This is a genomic window from Variovorax raffinosi (genome assembly GCF_051216615.1).
GTDB lineage: Bacteria > Pseudomonadota > Gammaproteobacteria > Burkholderiales > Burkholderiaceae_C > Variovorax.
In genome coordinates this window covers 503,116-520,580 of record NZ_JBPJZR010000003.1, presented here as the reverse complement: position 1 = coordinate 520,580, position 17,465 = coordinate 503,116, and the positions used below count along the sequence as shown (strand labels likewise).

Sequence of the window (17,465 nt, the reverse complement as noted above, 5' to 3'; positions counted from 1 at the left end):
ATCGATACATGGCTTCATCGAAGCATTCAGGCGCGGGCTTTTCGCTCGTGGAGGTACTCGTTTCCATCGTCGTGTTGAGCGTGGGCTTGCTCGGCATGCTGCACATGCTGCTGGCTTCGGTGCGCACGAGCAACGAAGCCGCCACATTCACTGCGGCGGTCAACCTTGTTCGCGAACTGTCGGAGAAGGCGCGCATGAACAAGGGCGTCGCCGCGAGCAACAGCGCGGCCAATGCCTACCTTGTCGAGCAGTGGGCGGCGGGTTCGGGCAACGATGCAGGTTCTGCCGGCCGGATGTGCGTGGCATCGGGCGCATCCTGCAACGCGGCGCAATTGGCGGGCTGGGACATGCGCGAGTGGAAGCAGCGGGTTGCCAAGGCATTGCCCGAAGCCCGTGTCAGCGTGTGCTTCGACGAAACGCCGTGGAACGATGCGGCGGGCGAGTACGCATGGCCGTGCAGCCACACGGGCCGCAACGTGGTCGTGAAGCTCGGCTGGACACCGCGCGTGCTCGCCGAAACGGCGCCGATGCCCACGCGCGCGCCACGTCTCGTGATGCAGTTGGTCCCGGGACAAGCGGACGACGGCCATGCCGGTTCGTGAGCCCATGGTGCCTGCGTCGCAACGCGGAGTCACGCTGGTCGAACTGCTGGTCGCCGTGGCCATCGCGTTGGGGCTGGTGCTCGCCGCCACGGCCACGTTCCTTGGCAGCAGGCAGTTGTTCAATGCCGACAACGAAGCCCATGCGGTCGAAGATTCGCTGAGGTTCGCGGGCTTTGTCGTCAAAGGCATCGTGCGGCAGGCGGGCTATGCCGACTACGCACCCGACCACATCGATGCGGATGGCATGGCGGCCAGCGGAAGCAATGCGAACCTGCTCGCGTCCTCCGACGATCCGCTCGACCTGAACATCGTCGGCGCCAGCAACACCCGCGTCGGCGCCACCGGCAACGGCTACGGCCGGCACAACAGCCGGGGCGTGAATGGCAGTGACTCGCTGCTCGTGCGCTTCTTCGGCCGCAGCCGTGCGGCAGGCGATGGCACCGAGCCCGACGGCACCATGGTCGATTGCATGGGCTTCGCGCAACCGGGCCCCGTCGCCGGCCGTGCAACGTCCGCGGACCGTGCCTGGAGCTTCTTCTATGTCACCGAGGCCGCGGACGGCGAGCCCGAGCTTTATTGCAAGTACCGCAGCGACAAGACAGGCAGCTTCAGGGCCGAGCCTCTGGCACGCGGCATCGAAGTGTTCAAGGTCGTCTACGGGCATGACAGCAACGGTGACGGTGTCCCCGAGCGCTGGCTCGATGCCATGCAGATCGAAGCGCAGGCCGCCACTGCCGCGAAGACCAACGACGAATGGCGCAAGGTGGTCGCGCTGCGCATCGGCATGGTGGCGCGCAGCGCGCGCGACAACAGTGGGCCCCGGCGGGCCGGTGAACTGCTCTATCCACTGGGGCCAGCATTTTTCGATGTGAGCTTCAAGCCCAAACCCGATGGCCGGCTGCGACGCGTCGCGACCTTCACGGTCATGCTGCGCAACGTCGCGAGAGATGCCCGGCCATGAGGCGGACGGTGCGATCCCCGCAGCATGGTTTCTCGCTGATCGTCGTGCTGCTGATGCTGGTCGTTGTCTCGGTGCTGGGAATCGGTGCTGCGCAGGTGTCGCTCGTCAACGAACGCAGCGCGCGCAACGACCGCGACACCGAAGTGGCGTTCCAGGCCGCCGAGGCCGCGCTGGTCGATGCCGAGAGCGATGTGCTCGGGCCCAACGACAGCACGCGACAACGCCTGTGTCTTTTCAGCAGTGCGGACGCAACGGCCTTCATGGCCGGATGCGGTGGCGAAGGCGAACGCCAGGGCTTGTGCGCGCCGAGCGAGCCCGGCAGCGAGCCGGCCTGGATGACGGCCGACTTCTCGGCCGATGCGGGCAAGTCGGTGGCCTACGGCACGTTCACCGGCCAGCACTACCTCAGCGGCGATGCCGCACGCGGCTCGCGTGCCGGTGCGCTGTCCGCGAGGGCGCCACGCTACATCGTGGAAGCCCTTCGCCATCGCGGCGGGTGGCAGGCCGATCAGCTCCAGAGCGCGAGCGCGAGCGCAAGCGACGCCCGCTACATCTTCCGTGTCACGGCCATCGGCTACGGCATGCGCGAGGAAACACAGGTGGTGCTGCAGACCAGTTTGTACAAACCGGCAGCCAGCGCTGGCTGTCCTTCATGAACGGCGGAACTCGCATGCGTGGTCTTCAGATTCCCGGTATCGCTGCCTTGGTTCTTTGCGCCGCAGAATGCGCACACGCCGCGACATCCGCGCTGCCGCCGGACGCGGTTCTTCCGGACGAGCCGCTCGCCTCGCTGGCGTCGCACGCCGATCCCCATGTGGTGCTCGACCTCGCACTCAAATCCGCGAATGCCGGCGCGGCCTACCGGGGCCGCTTCGACTGGACCCAAACCTATACGGGCTACTGGGACCCGATGGGCTGCTATCTCTACGCGAGTTCTGACGGCTACTTCAAGCGCGTGGCGAAAGCAACGAAGGGCGGTGGGGGAGCGATCGTCTGCAGTCACCAATGGAGCGGCAATCTGCTGAACTGGGCCGCGACATCCTCTCTCGATTCGGTGCGCCTTGCATTGACCGGAGGAGATCGCGTGGTGGACTTGCCCGACCGAACGGTGCTGCAGCGTGCGGTGCTGCCGCAAGAGTTCTATCGCAGCAGTCACTTTCCCGGCAAGGCACTGACGGGCAACCTGGACAAGCTCACACCGCTGGTCGCGAGTGGTGCTGAAGGAGTGCGCGCCACGGACACGGTCCACTTCAACAGTTGCCTGGACCAACTGCTGATCGGCCCGAGTGCCACGGGCACCTGCAGCGAACCAGGGAGCGACCAGCGATACGGACCGGGGCTTGCCAGCGCGTCCTATGCCGCGCGCGTGGAGGTCTGCACGCCCGACGAGGCGCTCGCGCGCCGTGCCCTCTGCTTCAAGTACCCCAGCGGCAATCACAAGCCCATCGGGGCCATACAGGCGTATTCCGAGCGGCTGCGCTTTTCCGTCTTTGGCTATCTGCAGGACGACGACGCCGCGCGCTATGGCGGTGTGCTGCGCGCGCCCATGAAGCACACCGCGCCCACGAAAACCGATGCCGCCTTCGACCGGGTGAACAACGTGCAGGCGGAGTGGGATGCGGACACGGGTGTCTTCAAGGCCGACCCGATGTCTTCATCCGCTGCCCGGGACGGCGCTGCAACGTTCAGCGGCGTCGTCAATGCCATCAACCGGTTCGGGCCCAGCGACGCACGGCAAGGCAGCTACAACAGGTTCGACCCTGCAGGCGAGCTTTACTACGAGTCGCTGCGTTACCTGCAAGGCAAGCCGCCGTCGCCTGAGGCCGCTGCAGGTCTGGCTGCGGGCAACGACGCCCGCAAAGGCGGCCTCCCTGTCTACAACGGTACCGATCACTGGGCTGCACTGGCGCGAACCCAGTCGACCGCTGCGAGCTGCCAGAGAAACCACATCCTTGCGATCGGTGACCTGGAAACGGACCACGACCGATCCTTGCCCGGTTTGCCCAGAGGCGGCTCGCCTGCGGATTTCGATCGTGGTTTCAACAGCGCGGACCACGAGCCGGACACGGCCTACTGGACAAGCCTCATCGGCGCGTTCGAGAACAAGGAAGCGCTTTCCTATCCGCATCCGTCCGGCAAGACAGGCCTTACGACCACCGGCAACAGCGGTCCGCCCGCCTTCAACTACAAAGGCGGCGCGCGGCTCACGTCGCGCAGCATGGCGGCTGCGGACACGGGCGCCGACCGGGGCTCGTTCGGCATGGCGGGCCTTGCGTACTGGGCACGCACGCAGCGGATTCGCGGCGATCTTCCGGACGCCCGGGTGCAGACCTTCGCCATCGACCTGGGGCAGGGCGGCGACGGTGCGGTCCGGCAGAAGCAGCGCGGCAGCGCGTTCTACCTCGCTGCCAAGTACGGGGGCTTCGAGGACAGCAACGACGACGGCAATCCGTTTCGGGCGTCCGATGGTGTCAGGCGGCCGGACGTGAGCAGCAACGCCGAGTGGGCAGACGGCCTTGATGCGGACGGGCAACCGATGCCCTCGAACTACTTCATGGCGAGTGACCCGCAGCAAATGGCGTCGGCGATCCGCAGGGTCTTCCAGCAGGCGGCCATGCCATCGGATCGCGGTGTGACGAGCGGCGCGGTGTCGTCGGACCGGCTCACGCAGGCGGGCGCCAATGTCTACCTTGCACAGTCTGGTGGGCGCCGGTGGGCGGGCACGCTGCTGTCGTATCCGCTTGCCCTTGATGCGGCCACAGGCAAGGTGCAGCGCGGCGAGCGGCCCGACTGGGACGCCGGCGCCCTGTTGACCGGCCGTGCGACAGCCCAGCCGCCGGTGGCCGCGCGCGATCCGGCCGACAGGCGCATCTTCAGCCTCTCGACGGGCGGGGTGGGCGTGTCGTTCGTATGGGCGGCGCTCGATACGACCCTTCGTGGCCACCTGAGTGCAACGCCCTATGCCGAGCCTGCAGCGTCAGACGCCTTCGGGCCCGAGCGGCTGGCCTATCTGCGGGGAGATCGGCGCAAGGAGCTGTCGAGTCCGGACGGCATGTTCCGTGTTCGCGATTCGGTCATGGGCGACATCGCCCACTCCATTCCCTTGTTCGTGGGTGCGCGGCAAGGCCGGCAGGCGGCCGTGTATGTCGGCGCCAACGACGGCATGCTGCATGCGTTCTCCGCCCGAACGGGTGAAGAACTGTTTGCCTATGTGCCCCGCAGCTTGCTGCCCAAGCTGGCCGCTTACACCTCGCCCGACTACATCCATCAAAGCGAGGCCGACGGCCCGCCGGTGGTCGGCGAAGCGCCGGCAGCCCATGGCACGCAGAGGACCGTTCTGGTCTCCGGCACAGGCGGTGGGGCCACCGGCGTCTTCGCACTCGATGTGACCGACCCTTCGGCTTTCTCCGCGGACAAGGTGATGTGGGAGTTCAGCGGTGCGGATGACGCGGACATGGGCCACCTGACGCAGGCACCGCGCATTCTGAAGTTCCGCACCTCGGCGGCGACCCGCGCGGGCGCTGCCACCTACGGCTGGTTTGCCGTCGTGCCTTCGGGTTTCAACAACGCCAATCCTGACAAGCGTGCCGCGCTGTTCCTGCTCTCGCTGGACAAGCCCGTCGGTGCTTCGTGGGCGCGGGGCGTCAACTATCACAAGATCGTCCTGCCGCGTGCGGCCGACAACGCCATCGTGAACGCATTGAGCGTGCCGGGCGACTATGCGGCCGCAGATGGCGCCACGCGCTTTCTCTATGCCGGCGATACCCAGGCCAACCTGTGGAAGTTCGACTTCACCGGCAACGCGCCGTGGAGCGAGGGCAACGCATTGGGGTTCAAGGGCCATCCCCTGATGGTTGCGATGGGCGAGGGCGGTGCGGTTGCCAGGCGCCAGCCGATCACCGTGCAGCCGGAAGTCGGCGTGGGGCCGGACGGCGACGCCATCGTGCTTTTCGGCACCGGGAAGTTCGTGAGCCCGGAAGACCTGGCTCGCTCGAACCACGGGCTGCAGACCATGTACGCCGTGTTCGACAGCGGCACTGCCATTCCGGCCGGTGCTGCGCGCACGCAGCTTCAATCGCGCAAGGCGGCCGTTGCGACGGGAGAGATGCTCCCGTCCATCACGGGCGATGCGTTCGTGTACGGCGCTTTCGACCCCAAGACGGTCAGCCGGCGCGGCTGGTACTTCGATCTGCCGGCGTCACCTGATCAGGGCGAGCGACTGGTGTCCAGGCCGCTGCTGAGCGATGGCCATCTGTTCTTCAACACGCTGATCCCCAAGCCCAGCGCGTGCGGCGGCGACGGCGGCGGGCGCAGTTGTGCGGTCAACGCGATGACCGGACTCTCGAAGGGCGGCACCTGCGAGCCTTCAGATGCGGGCCGGCCGGGCACGGCGCACTTGCTGCAGCTGGGCGAGGCCGGCTACAGCGCGACCGACTCTTTCGGCCGCCGGTCGGCAACACGGCGGCTGGCTGTCGTCAGGCTGGGCACCCGGGGCGGTGTCTCGACGGCGCGGCCTGTAGCTGACGGCAAGGCCGCGCAAGTCGCGGGGCGCCTCAATTGGCGGCAGGTCATCGATTACCAGGGAGCAAGAAAAAAATGAGCACAGCAGCATCGCGCCGTCGCGGGTTCACGTTGATCGAGGTCATGATCGTGCTCGCCATCGTTGCCATCCTGGCGGCCATTTCCTATCCGTCGTACATGGACTTCGTGCGCAAGAGCTGGCACAGCGAAGCACGGTCCGCGCTGATGCAGCAGATGCAGCACCAGGAGCGCCACTTCACCCAGGTCGGCCGCTACCACGCCTACGAAGGCGATTCGGGCAACGGCGGCGCGGGTGGCAAGTACACCGTCGAAAGCGGCAATTGCGAGGGGCACGGCAACATCGAAAGCTGCGTCCGGCTCACGGCGAACCTGAAGGCCGGCCTCTCCGATCCACGGGTCGGCAAGTTCTGGATCGACAGCAAGGGCGGCAAGGGGTGCGATGGCCTGCCGCGCGGCAGGTGCTGGCAGTGAAGACGTTCTTGCGCAGCGCGAAGCGTTTGGGCGGCTTCACGCTGGTCGAGCTGATGGTCGTCGTGGCCATCGTCGCCGTGGTGGCGACCATCGGTGTGCCGAGCTTTCGCGACCTGCTGATCAATCAGCGTCTGGCGGCCGCAGCGCAGGGCTTCAGTTCCGCGTTGAGCCTGGCGCGCATGGAAGCCATCCAGCGCTCGCAGAGTGTCAGGGTGCTTGCGTTGGCGGGCAACGACTGGGCCAGTGGCTGGTCCGTGCTGGCCGGGCCGGAGTCCTCGCTTCAGACATTGCGAAGTTTCGAGCGGTTGCCGGAGGGCGTGAGCGTCGATGCAGCGCTCGGAGACGGATTCGCGCAGGGCCTGCGCTATGACAGCAACGGATTTTCCCGTCGGGCATCCAGCGGGGCTTTCAGGGCCGGATGTCTCACGCTGAAGGCACAGACCGGTCGCCGGGCATCGATCATCGTGTCCGGATCAGGCCGGACCCGGGTTTGCGACCCGGATCGGCGAGGAGATTGCGGCACAGGTGCGTGCGGCAAGGGAGGCGCGAGGGAGGAAGAAGGTGCCTGACGCGGCATGACGCGGCGTGAAGCGAGGTCACGCGAAGCCGCGCGCCGGCTCAGATGTCCCGCAGCAACTGCCTGAACTCGTCCACGTCCTCGAAGCTGCGGTACACCGAGGCAAAGCGCACGTAAGCCACCTTGTCCATGCGCTTGAGTTCGCGCATCACGAGTTCGCCGACCTTGGTCGAGTCGATTTCGCGCAGGCCGCTGGCCAGCAGTTTCTGTTCGATGCGCAACAGGGCGTTGTCGATCTGCTCGATGCTCACCGGCCGCTTGCGCAGCGCCAGCATCATCGAGGCGCGCACCTTGCTCGAATCGAAGTCGGCGCGGCTGCCGTCCTTCTTGACGACGACCGGAAAATTGACGTCGGGCCGTTCGTAGGTGGTGAAGCGCTTGTCGCAGGCGCTGCACTGGCGGCGCCTGCGGACGAAATCGGCATCTTCCGACACGCGGGTCTCGACGACCTGCGTTTCAAGATGACCGCAGAAAGGGCACTTCATGCGGCCATCACGATGCCGGGAGCAGCTTCGGGGTTCAGCGGTAGACCGGGAACCGGCTCGTCAGCGCATGCACCTTGGCGCGCACCGCGTCGATGTTCGCCGCGTCGCGCGGGTTCTCGAGCACGTCGGCGATCAGGTTCGCGGTGATGCGGGCCTCTTCGTCCTTGAAGCCGCGCGTGGTCATGGCGGGGGTGCCGATGCGCACGCCGCTGGTGACCATCGGCTTTTCAGGGTCGTTGGGGATCGCGTTCTTGTTGATCGTCATGTGGGCGCTGCCCAGCACGGCTTCGGCTTCCTTGCCGGTGATGCCCTTGGCGCGCAGGTCGACCAGCATCAGGTGGCTTTCGGTGCGTCCGCTCACGATGCGCAGGCCGCGCTGGGTGAGGGTGTCGGCCACGATCTTGGCGTTCTTGACCACTTGTTGCTGGTAAGCCTTGAACTCGGGCGCCATCGCCTCCTTGAACGCGACGGCCTTGGCGGCGATCACGTGCATCAGCGGGCCGCCTTGCAGGCCGGGGAAGATCGCGCTGTTGATGGCTTTCTCGTGCTGCGACTTCATCAGGATGATGCCGCCGCGCGGACCGCGCAGGCTCTTGTGCGTGGTCGAGGTCACGATGTCGGCGTGCGGCACCGGGTTGGGGTACACGCCCGCGGCCACGAGGCCGGCGTAGTGGGCGATGTCGACCATGAAGATCGCGCCGACGTCCTTGGCCACCTTGGCGAAGCGCTCGAAGTCGATGTGCAGCGAATAGGCCGAGGCGCCCGCGATGATCAGCTTGGGCATGTGCTCATGCGCCTTGCGTTCCATTGCGTCGTAGTCGATGGCTTCGTTGGCGTCCAGGCCGTAGCTCACCACGTTGAACCACTTGCCGCTCATGTTCAGGGGCATGCCGTGGGTCAGGTGGCCGCCTTCGGCCAGGCTCATGCCCATGATGGTGTCGCCGGGCTTCAGGAAGGCCAGCATCACGGCTTCATTGGCCGAGGCGCCGCAATGCGGCTGCACGTTGGCGGCGTCGGCACCGAAGATCTGCTTGATGCGGTCGATGGCCAGTTGCTCGGCCACGTCGACGTGTTCGCAGCCGCCGTAGTAGCGCTTGCCCGGGTAGCCTTCGGCGTACTTGTTGGTGAGCTGCGAGCCCTGGGCGGCCATGACGGCCGGCGAGGCGTAGTTCTCGCTGGCGATCAGCTCGATGTGATGTTCCTGGCGCGCGTTTTCGGCTTGAATTGCGGCCCAGATTTCGGGGTCGGTCTGTTCGACCAGGATATTGCGTTGGTACATGGCAGTCCTTTGAAGACGAGGTCCTTGTTCAACCAAACAAGGGCTGCCCAGGCGAACGGCTGAACGCCTGTTGTGGTCAGGCGGCACGCTTCCCAGTGGTATTCCACGTCAGCGCGTGGCACCTTTCTAGGGTGCTGCGCCTATCGCCAGTCGCGTACCGGCCGAGTGTAGCGCACACCCGGCCACAAGGCCTTCAGGAAACAGCGGAAAGCAGGGCGACCTTGGCGGGCTCCGAGCCTTCTTCGGCCTTGATCGGCGCCGGCGTTGGCGCCACGACGGGCATCGGCTGCGCGCGCACGGTCGTGCGGGGTGGCAGCACCGACGGCGCACGGCCGTTGGCAACCTGCAGCAGCCGCTCGTGCTCGGCCATCACCTTGCTGGCGTAACCGCCGTCGTCCTCGAGGTTGGCCGCGCCCACGTAGTAGCGCAGGCCGCCTTCGAGCGAGCCGGCTCGGGAGATGCATTCCTGCAGCACCTTCACGCCGACGCGCATGTTCGTCACCGGGTCGAAGGCGGTGAGCGTGCCGCCCGCGCTTTCGTACTTGTCGCCGTGCACGCGCGTCATGACCTGCATCAGGCCCTGGGCGCCGACATGGCTCTGGGCAAAGGGATTGAAGCTGGATTCCACGGCCATGATGGCCAGGATCAGCGTCGGGTCGAGCTTGGTGCGCTTGCCGATGTTGTAGGCCTCTGCCACGAGCACGCTCAGCGGCTCGGCCGCGACGCTGTACTTCTTGCTGAGCCAGTACGCGACGGCGGCCTGCTGCTTGGGCAGGTCGCCAGGGCTCGCGGCCGTGGTGCGCTCGATGGCGGTGGGCTCGAGGTCGGTGACTTCAGGCGCAGGCTTGCGCGACTGCAGCCAGCCCATCAATTGTTCCTCGCCGGTCTTGCGCAGATCGGGCCTCGCCACGAGGGCGAGGGCCGCGAACACGATGGCCAGACCGACCAGTGCAAACCCGTTATGGGTGATTTCAAAAAAGCCGTCTGCCACATCGGACACAAAGGTCCGTAGCCCGCGGGCTGTGGCATCAAACGCCTTGTTCATCGCTCTTCCTTTCTGTGCGGCACCCGCGTCGCAACGCCTGGAGCAGGCGAGGGATGAAGGCAACGGCGCTTGGATTGGTACGAATCAGGTTCCGCGCATGGAAGGAGGGGTTAGGAGCGCGGTGACCTGATCAAGCCGGGGGAGTTCGGCAGCGGATTCAGGGGAGGCCTTGCTGCGTCTGGCAGCGAAGGCAGGCGGATTCTAGCGTGGCTAAATACCCGGTCAAGCATAAGGAATTGATTTCTTATGCTAATAGTTACTTAAAAAATCGACCGTGACTGAGGTGTTTAGGCTTACGGGAAAGCCCTGAAAAGATTCGATTTGCAATGCGAGGGTGCGGCACCTAATCTGAACGGGCCTGAGGTTTCAGGCGTTTTTCCGAGGTCCGGTAGCCAGAGGTGCAAGTCAAAGGCTCGAACGACCGAGGATCCACGGTGGCAATCTCTTGCTGCCAGCACGACAGGAACCATTGACTTCCGGTCGCGCGAATCGATGGCATGGGTCTTATGCCCGCCATCAAGCCCGGTGATGAGGCACTCAGTCGAATCACCGGGCTTTCTTGTTTCTGCATTCGCACCTGTTTGCGGCACACTCCGGCGATGGACGTAGCTTCGATCAAACAAAACAAATGGGTGCGACGTGGGATCGTCGCGGTGCTGGTTCTGCTGGCCTTCTGGGTCATCGCCTGGTTGGCGGTGCCTCCGATCGCGAAGAGCCAGATTCAGAAGATCGCGAGCGAGAAGCTCGGCCGGCAGGTCACGGTCGGCAAGATCGACTTCAAACCCTGGACGCTCGAGCTCACGCTGAACGACCTGCGCATTGCCACCGCCGACGGCAGCAAGCCGCAAGTGGCCATCCAGCGCATCTACGCAGATGCGGAGCTGCAGTCGATCTTCCGCCTCGCGCCGGTGATTGATGCTGTCACGATCGACGGCCCCGCCATCCTGCTCACGCACCAGGCCGACGGCAAGTACGACATCGACGACATCCTGGCCAAGCTCTCGGCCGGCCCGCCGCCCGACCCCAATGCCAAGCCGGCGCGCTTTGCCATCTACAACATCGCGATCAATGGCGGCTCGGTCGATTTCGACGACCAGACCGTCAAGCGCAAGCACGAACTGCGCGACTTCGTGCTCAAGGTGCCTTTCCTGAGCAACCTCGCCTCCAAGCGCGACATCAACACCGAGCCCAAGCTGGCCTTCACGCTGAACGGCAGCAAGTTCGACTCGGCCGCTTTCACGGCGCCCTTTTCGGAGAGCCGCAAGACCGACGCCCACGTGCAGTTCAAGGGCCTCGACCTGGTGCCATACCTCGGGTACATCCCCGGCGGCCTGCCGGTGCGCCTGCAGGCGGGCAGCCTGGATGCCGACCTGAAGATCGGTTTCGAGCAGGGCGCCGCAACGGGCCTGAAGATCACCGGCACTGTCGAGGCGCACACCACCAAGGTGGCCGATGCGCGTGGTCGTGACCTGCTGGGCTTCGAGTCGCTCAAGCTGGTGCTGGCCGACGTGCGGCCGCTGGAGTCGGTGTTTCATCTGAGCGAGATCGGTCTGGTCAACCCGCAACTGGCGGTCGCCCGCGACGCGGCCGGCAAGCTCAACCTGCTGGCCACAGACCCGGCCACCGGGGCGACCGAAAAGGCGGCGCCTTTGCCTGCTGCCGCGGCCAGCGCGCCCGCCGGCAAGCCCGCCGAAAAACCGATGCTGAAGGTGCAGGTCGACAAGGTTGCCCTGAGCGGCGGGCGCATCGGCTGGCGAGACGAAACCGTCAAGCCCACTGCGGCGGTCGACCTGACCGAACTCGGTGTCGACGTCACCGGCGTCACCTGGCCGATGGAAAAGCCGGCCGAGTTCAACGGCAGCACCGCCATCGCCGGCGCCAGCCTCAAGTTCAAGGGCAGCGCGACCGACAAGGTGGCCGACGTGCAGACCGAGGTCGATGCGCTGCCGCTGTCGCTCGCTGCGCCCTATCTGGCGCAGAGCCTGGAGCCCACGCTGGACGGCAAGCTCAGCGGCCAGATCGACATTGCCTGGGCCCAGCCCGACCTCAAGTTCAAGGCGCGCCGCCTGTCGGCCGATGGGCTGGCGCTGACCCAGTCCAAGACCGCGCTGGCCAGTGTCGGCCGCTTCGAGCTGGTCGACGCTGAAGTCGACATGACCAAGCACACACTGAATGTGGCTTCGTTCACCGCGACCAATCCCAAGGTGCGCATCGAGCGCGACAACGAAAAGCGCTGGATGTTCGAGCGCTGGCTCAAGACACCGGCCGGCGGCAGCTCCAAGGAAGCCGAAGCCAAGGTGGCCGCGCCCAAGCCTGCTGCCGCACAGGCGCCGCAGCCCGGCGCCAACACCAAGCCGTGGGCGCTGACCATCGGCACCGTGGCGGTCGACAACGGCAGCCTCTCTTATTCAGACAAGGCGAGCACGACGCCGGTGGCGGTCGAGATCACCGCCTTCAAGCTCAATGCCCAGAAGATCGCGCCGGACACCAACACCGTCTCGCCGCTGCAGGTGTCGGGGCGCATCGGTTCCGCAGGCCGCTCGGCTGATCCGGGGCGCTTCGACTACAAGGGCAACCTCGTGCTGAAGCCGCTGGCCGCTGAAGGACATCTGGAGATTGCGTCCTTCCCCGCGCATGCCTTCAAGGCCTATTACGCCGATGCGCTCAATGTCGACATCCGCCGCGCCTTCGCCAGCTATCGCGGCACGGTGCGCTACGCGACCACCCCGGCGGGCATGAGCGTCAAGCTGGCCGGCGACACCGCGCTCGACGACTTCCGCGCCAACAGCGTTTCGCTCACCCAGTCGCCCGGCTTCGACCGCAACAACAACCAGTTGCTGAGCTGGAAGACCCTGAGCCTGCGCGGCCTGCAGGTCAGCATGGCGCCCAATGCCGCGCCGGTGGTCGATGTGCGCGAAACCACGCTGACCGACTTCTTCGCCCGCGTGATCGTCGACCCCACCGGCCGGCTCAACCTGCTGAACCTGACCAAGAAGGGCGAGGCCGAAGCCAACGCCGCCGCAGCGGCCGCTGGCCAAGCCAGCACCCGCAAGGGCCCCGGCGGTACGACCACCACCACCGCGACCCGTGCGGCGCCACCGAAGCCGACGGGCGGCGCGCCGGTGCCGGCCGAAGCCATGGTCGGCGGGGCGCCCGAGCCCGCCAAGCCTGCGGCGGCCGCACCGGTTGCCACGGCACAGGCCGCCGACACAGGCCTGGCACCGGTCATCAACTTCGGCCCGATGAGCCTGGTCAACGGCAAGATCGACTTCACCGACCTGTTCGTCAAGCCCAACTACTCGGCCGATCTCAGCGAGCTGACCGGCAAGCTCAGCTCGTTCTCGTCGAACCCGCCGAAGGGCGAGGGCGGCCGGCCTGCGCTGGCGGATCTCGAACTGCGCGGCAAGGCGCAGCAGACGGCGGCGCTGGAAATCACCGGCAAGCTCAATCCGCTGGCCAAGCCGCTCGAACTCGACATCACCGCCAAGATGCGCGACCTCGATCTGGCGCCGCTGTCGCCGTACTCGGTGCGCTATGCCGGCCACGGCATCGAGCGCGGCAAGATGAGCATGGACGTCAACTACAAGGTGGCGCCCGATGGTCAGCTGACCGCCACCAACAAGCTGGTGCTCAACCAGCTGCAGTTCGGCGACGAAGTGGCGGGCGCACCCGCCAGCCTCCCCGTGAAGCTGGCCGTGGCCCTGCTGGCCGACCGCAACGGCGTGATCGACGTCGACCTGCCGCTCAGCGGCTCGCTCAACGACCCGCAGTTCAGCGTCGGCCCGCTGATCTGGAAGGCCGTGCTTAACCTGATCGTCAAGGCGGTCACGGCGCCGTTCAGCCTGCTCACGGGCGGTTTGGGCGGCGGCAGCGGCGAATCGAGCGCCATCACCTTCGAGCCGGGCAGCTCGACGCTCAGCGACACGGCCAAGGAGAGCCTGGGCAAGGTCGTGAAGGCGCTGACCGACCGGCCCACCTTGCAGATGACCGTGGTCGGCACCTCCAGCCTCGAAAAGGAACGCGACGCCTACCAGCGCCAGCGCCTGCGCCAGCTCACCCTGGCCGAAAAGCGCCGCGTCGCGGTGCGCGGCGGTCAGACCGGCACCGACGTGCCGCCGGTCACCGACGCCGAATACCCCGAGCTGCTGACCGCCGTCTACAAGCGTGCCGACATCACCAAGCCGCGCAACATGGTCGGCCTGGCCAAGGACCTGCCCGTCAAGGAAATGGAAAACCTGTTGCTTGCGAGCGTGCCGGTCGATGAAGAGTCGATGCGGCAACTGGCGGTCGAGCGTGGCGCCGCCGTGCGCGACTACCTGCTTGCGCAGAAGCTGCCGAGCGAACGCCTGTTCCTCGGCGCGGTGCGCACCACGGCCAGCGGCTCCGACTGGAAGCCGGGCGCTGAACTCAGCCTGACCATGAAGTGAAGGGCAGGGACTTGGCTTTTTCCTTCAGCTTGCTATATATGTAGTCCGTTAACCTCCACGCCCACAACCCCGCGTTCGCCGCCGTTGCACAACGGAATTCGGCGGCCAACCGCAAGTGGGTGAAAATGTCGATGCGCGCCGGCCTTTGCCGGCGCCTTCGCTTTCTCTACTAAGACAACGATTTCGCGCAGTGACCTCTACTTCTTCCAAGCCCAACGACCTTCAGGCCCTCGACACGCTCACCGGCGGCGCCTTCACCGCGCCGACCTCCGGCGAGCGTTCCGCGCGCATCCGCGACTGGCTCGCGGGCAACCCCGCGCCCGAGCAAATGCAGGAAGTCTTCAAGGAGCTGAGCGGTCGCGACAAGGGCGCCGCGCGCCTGCTGCGCGAAAAGCTCGATGAGCTCAAGCGCGCCAAGGGCCAGGAGGCCATGGCCGCCGAATGGTCGCAAAAGGCCGAGGGGCTGCTGGGCCAGTCCAAGCTGAACATCGCCGACGCCCTGGCTTGGCAGCGTGATGCCGCCAAGGCCGGCGCGCCGCTGTCGCGCGAACCGCTGGCCGGTCTGAAGCTCAAGCTGGCCGAGCGCGTCAAGGGCATCGAAGACCTGCAACACCGTGCCCAGGTTCACCGCGAAGCCGCCGTGCTGCTGGCGCAACGCTTCGAAGTGCTGTCTACCAAGGGCTGGCAGGACGCCCAGGCCGCCGAGGAATCGCTGCGCGCCGACGTCGTTCACTGGCAGCAGCAGGCAACGGAAATCACCTCCGACGCCAACTGGAACAGCCTGGACGCCAAGTTCGCGCCACAGCTCGAATCGTCGAAGTCGCAACTGCTGGTTGTGTCCGATGCGTTCCATGGTGCGCTGGCGCTGGCAATTGCCGCCGCTGCCGATGCCGCTGCGCCGCTGCCGCCCGTACCCGTGTGGGCCGACGAACTGCGCGCCGCGCGTGGCGAAGTCGTGGCGCCCAAGGCCGCTGCACCCGCACGGCCCGCCGCGCCAAAGGTCGATCCGGCCGTGCGCGCTGCTGCGCAAGACGCCGTGCAAGCCGCGCTTGCCAAGCTCGAACAGGAAACCGCCGAAGGCCACGGCAAGGCCAGCGCCGGTGCGGCCGCCGCCCTGCGCGCTGTGCTCAAGGAGCACGGCAAGCTGGTCGAGGCAGCACTTGAAGCCCGCGTGCATGCCGCGCTGGTGGCCGCCGGCGAACTCGAAGGCTGGCAGCGCTGGAGCGCCGACAAGGTCCGTGAAGACCTCGTCGCCAAGGCCGAAGGCCTGCTCAAGCGCCCCGAAGGCCAGGCCCTTGGCGGCCGCAAGATGCAGGAAACGCTGCGCGCGCTGCGCGACCAGTGGAAGCAATCCGATCAGGGCGGCGTGCCGAACCATGCGCTCTGGAAGCGCTTCGACGAAGCTTGCAACGAAGCCCACAAGGTGGTCGAGGCCTGGCTCGAAAAGGTCCGCGCCGATGCTGCCGAGCACCGCGCGCATCGCGTGGCGCTGATCGAAGAGGTCAAGGCCTGGGCTGCCGAGCATGCCGGCGCCTCCGACCTGAAGGCGCATAACCGCGCGCTGCACCAGTTCGCCGACCGCTGGCGCGATGGCGGCCATGTGGGCGAGAAGGTGTTTGCCGAACTGCAACCGCTGTGGAACGAAGCTTTCGGTGCCGCCCGCGCGCCGTTCGAGACGGCCCAGAAGGCCAGCGTCGAACGTCGCCAGGCCATGATTGCCGAGGCTGTCGAGCTGGGCGCCCAGCCGGTGCTGCGCATCGACGCCGTCAAGGCGCTGCAACAGCGCTGGCAAGCCGAGGCACAAGGTGTGCCGCTCGACCGTCGCCATGAACAGAAGATGTGGGATGCGTTCCGTGCGCCCATCGACGAAGCCTTCAACCGCAAGACCGCCGAGCGCGAGAAGGCGTCGTCCGCAATGAGCGAGCACGACCGTCACGTGCTGGACGCGTCCAAGGCGCTCGATGCCGCCAACGCCGGCGGCGACGTGCAGAAGATTCGCGCCGCCATCGCCCGCCTCGAAGGCGCGCTGCGCGGCGAAGCGCCGCCTCCGGCACCGAAGGCCGAGCGCGCAGCGGCAACCAGCGATGGTCCCTCTGTGGGCGCCACCGAGGTGGTTGCACCCGGTCAAGCTGCTGCCGAGTTCAGCGAAAGCGCCGAACAGGTGCCGAGCCCGAGCGATGCGCAAGCATCGCCGGCTGCCCATGCCGACGCCGCACAAGCTGCCGCCCCTGACCTCGTGGCCCCCGCTGACGGCGCCGATGCCTCGGCACGCGCGGACAGCGAAGCGCACGACGCTGGCGAAGCCGCTGCGGTCGAAGCGCCGGCTGCCGCCCCCAAGGCGCCGCCCAAGCCTGTCGTTGCGATGCGTGGCGACGATCGTCCGAGCAGCAAGAAGAACGAGGCCACACCGGCAGCCCGTGGAGGCCCTGGTGGCCGTTTCGGCGACCGGCGCGACGGCGGCCGGCCCGGTCCAGGCGGCCCGGGTCGTCCTGGCGGCGATCGCGGGGCACCTCGCTCCGATGCGCGCGGTGATCGTGGCGGCCCCGGCGGGCGCTTCGGTGACCGTCCGCCGCAATTCGAAGACCGCGGCCCGCGCTTGGGCGATGCGGCCTTCCGCGCGCAGCGCGAAGCGCTCGAACGCGCCGACATGGCGCTGCGCAAGCTGGCAGCGCAGGCCCACGGCGAAGCGTTGACCCAGGTGCTGGGCGCGTGGGAACAGCGCGATGCAGCGCGCCTGCCGAGCGTTCAGGAGCTCGGCCGCGCGGTTTCGCCTGTCGTGCGCAACGGCTGGTCGCAGGCCATCGGATCCGCGCCGACCGCCGCCGCGAGCGATGCCGCCGAAGCGCTGCTGCGCCTCGAAATGGCCGCCGAAGTTCCGACGCCTGCCGAGCAACTCGACGCGCGCCGCGCGCTGCAGCTCAAGCTGCTGACGAAGCGTGGCGATCCGGCGCCGGCTCAGACCTGGGGCCAGGATGCCGGCAAGGTGCTGGCTGCGGCGCATGACGCTGGCAGCGCACGCCGCCTGCAAAACGCGCTGAAGGCTCTGCTGCGCAAGTAAAGCATCGGCCAGGAGCCG

At 66.9% G+C, this 17,465-nt stretch carries 11 protein-coding genes and 1 riboswitch; of the genes, 8 read left to right on the top strand and 3 right to left on the bottom strand.

Annotated features, from left to right (window positions below; translation table 11 throughout):
• The first annotated feature begins 8 nt into the window (after positions 1–8).
• From pilV to ACSFB7_RS13510, 6 genes are read left to right on the top strand one after another with little or no spacing between them, the layout of a single operon-like run.
• The gene (gene pilV / locus ACSFB7_RS13535) at positions 9–602 is read left to right on the top strand and encodes a type IV pilus modification protein PilV (protein WP_435470824.1); all 594 of its coding nucleotides are present in this window, start codon (positions 9–11) and stop codon (positions 600–602) included.
• Entirely contained in the window at positions 589–1,563 is a 975-nt protein-coding gene (locus tag ACSFB7_RS13530; protein WP_435470822.1) for a PilW family protein, read from the top strand. The genes pilV and ACSFB7_RS13530 overlap by 14 nt, the downstream gene beginning before the upstream one ends.
• 8 nt (positions 1,564–1,571) lie before the next feature.
• Positions 1,572–2,219, top strand: coding sequence for a pilus assembly PilX family protein (locus tag ACSFB7_RS13525; RefSeq protein WP_435470820.1), 648 nt, complete (start codon positions 1,572–1,574; stop codon positions 2,217–2,219).
• Positions 2,220–2,233: 14 nt separating this feature from the next.
• Complete coding sequence (locus ACSFB7_RS13520; RefSeq protein ID WP_435470818.1) at positions 2,234–6,163, top strand: pilus assembly protein; 3,930 nt, start codon at positions 2,234–2,236, stop codon at positions 6,161–6,163.
• The gene (locus ACSFB7_RS13515; protein WP_435470816.1) at positions 6,160–6,576 is read left to right on the top strand and encodes a type IV pilin protein; all 417 of its coding nucleotides are present in this window, start codon (positions 6,160–6,162) and stop codon (positions 6,574–6,576) included. Before ACSFB7_RS13520 ends, ACSFB7_RS13515 begins: the two co-directional genes overlap by 4 nt.
• Complete coding sequence (locus tag ACSFB7_RS13510) at positions 6,573–7,145, top strand: GspH/FimT family pseudopilin (protein WP_435470814.1); 573 nt, start codon at positions 6,573–6,575, stop codon at positions 7,143–7,145. Before ACSFB7_RS13515 ends, ACSFB7_RS13510 begins: the two co-directional genes overlap by 4 nt.
• A gap of 49 nt (positions 7,146–7,194) precedes the next feature.
• On the opposite strand, the gene nrdR is transcribed toward ACSFB7_RS13510, so the two are convergent.
• From nrdR to ACSFB7_RS13495, 3 genes are all read right to left on the bottom strand, one after another.
• Positions 7,195–7,638 (bottom strand): transcriptional regulator NrdR, encoded by a 444-nt coding sequence (gene nrdR / locus ACSFB7_RS13505; protein WP_093246962.1) that lies wholly within the window; start codon positions 7,636–7,638, stop codon positions 7,195–7,197.
• A gap of 34 nt (positions 7,639–7,672) precedes the next feature.
• Positions 7,673–8,917 (bottom strand): serine hydroxymethyltransferase, encoded by a 1,245-nt coding sequence (glyA, locus tag ACSFB7_RS13500; RefSeq protein ID WP_435470812.1) that lies wholly within the window; start codon positions 8,915–8,917, stop codon positions 7,673–7,675.
• A 38-nt stretch (positions 8,918–8,955) separates the two neighbouring features.
• Positions 8,956–9,081: riboswitch (ZMP/ZTP riboswitch) on the bottom strand.
• 29 nt (positions 9,082–9,110) lie between these two features.
• Complete coding sequence (locus ACSFB7_RS13495) at positions 9,111–9,962, bottom strand: lytic transglycosylase domain-containing protein (protein ID WP_435470810.1); 852 nt, start codon at positions 9,960–9,962, stop codon at positions 9,111–9,113.
• A 599-nt stretch (positions 9,963–10,561) separates the two neighbouring features.
• On the opposite strand from ACSFB7_RS13495, the gene ACSFB7_RS13490 reads away from it, so the two are divergent.
• Both ACSFB7_RS13490 and ACSFB7_RS13485 read left to right on the top strand, forming a co-directional pair.
• A complete protein-coding gene (locus ACSFB7_RS13490; protein WP_435470808.1) occupies positions 10,562–14,389 on the top strand; it encodes a DUF748 domain-containing protein in 3,828 nt (1,275 codons plus the stop codon).
• A gap of 190 nt (positions 14,390–14,579) precedes the next feature.
• A complete protein-coding gene (locus tag ACSFB7_RS13485; protein WP_435470806.1) occupies positions 14,580–17,447 on the top strand; it encodes a DUF349 domain-containing protein in 2,868 nt (955 codons plus the stop codon).
• Positions 17,448–17,465 lie beyond the last annotated feature (18 nt).

What these genes read in the sequence shown, in the direction of transcription:
- pilV (WP_435470824.1), top strand. Translation starts at nt 9, where the DNA reads ATGGCTTCATCGAAGCATTCAGGCGCGGGCTTTTCGCTCGTGGAGGTA.
- ACSFB7_RS13530 (WP_435470822.1), top strand. Translation starts at nt 589, where the DNA reads ATGCCGGTTCGTGAGCCCATGGTGCCTGCGTCGCAACGCGGAGTCACG.
- ACSFB7_RS13520 (WP_435470818.1), top strand. Translation starts at nt 2,234, where the DNA reads ATGCGTGGTCTTCAGATTCCCGGTATCGCTGCCTTGGTTCTTTGCGCC.
- ACSFB7_RS13515 (WP_435470816.1), top strand. Translation starts at nt 6,160, where the DNA reads ATGAGCACAGCAGCATCGCGCCGTCGCGGGTTCACGTTGATCGAGGTC.
- nrdR (WP_093246962.1), bottom strand. Translation starts at nt 7,638, where the DNA reads ATGAAGTGCCCTTTCTGCGGTCATCTTGAAACGCAGGTCGTCGAGACC.
- glyA (WP_435470812.1), bottom strand. Translation starts at nt 8,917, where the DNA reads ATGTACCAACGCAATATCCTGGTCGAACAGACCGACCCCGAAATCTGG.
- ACSFB7_RS13495 (WP_435470810.1), bottom strand. Translation starts at nt 9,962, where the DNA reads ATGAACAAGGCGTTTGATGCCACAGCCCGCGGGCTACGGACCTTTGTG.
- ACSFB7_RS13490 (WP_435470808.1), top strand. Translation starts at nt 10,562, where the DNA reads ATGGACGTAGCTTCGATCAAACAAAACAAATGGGTGCGACGTGGGATC.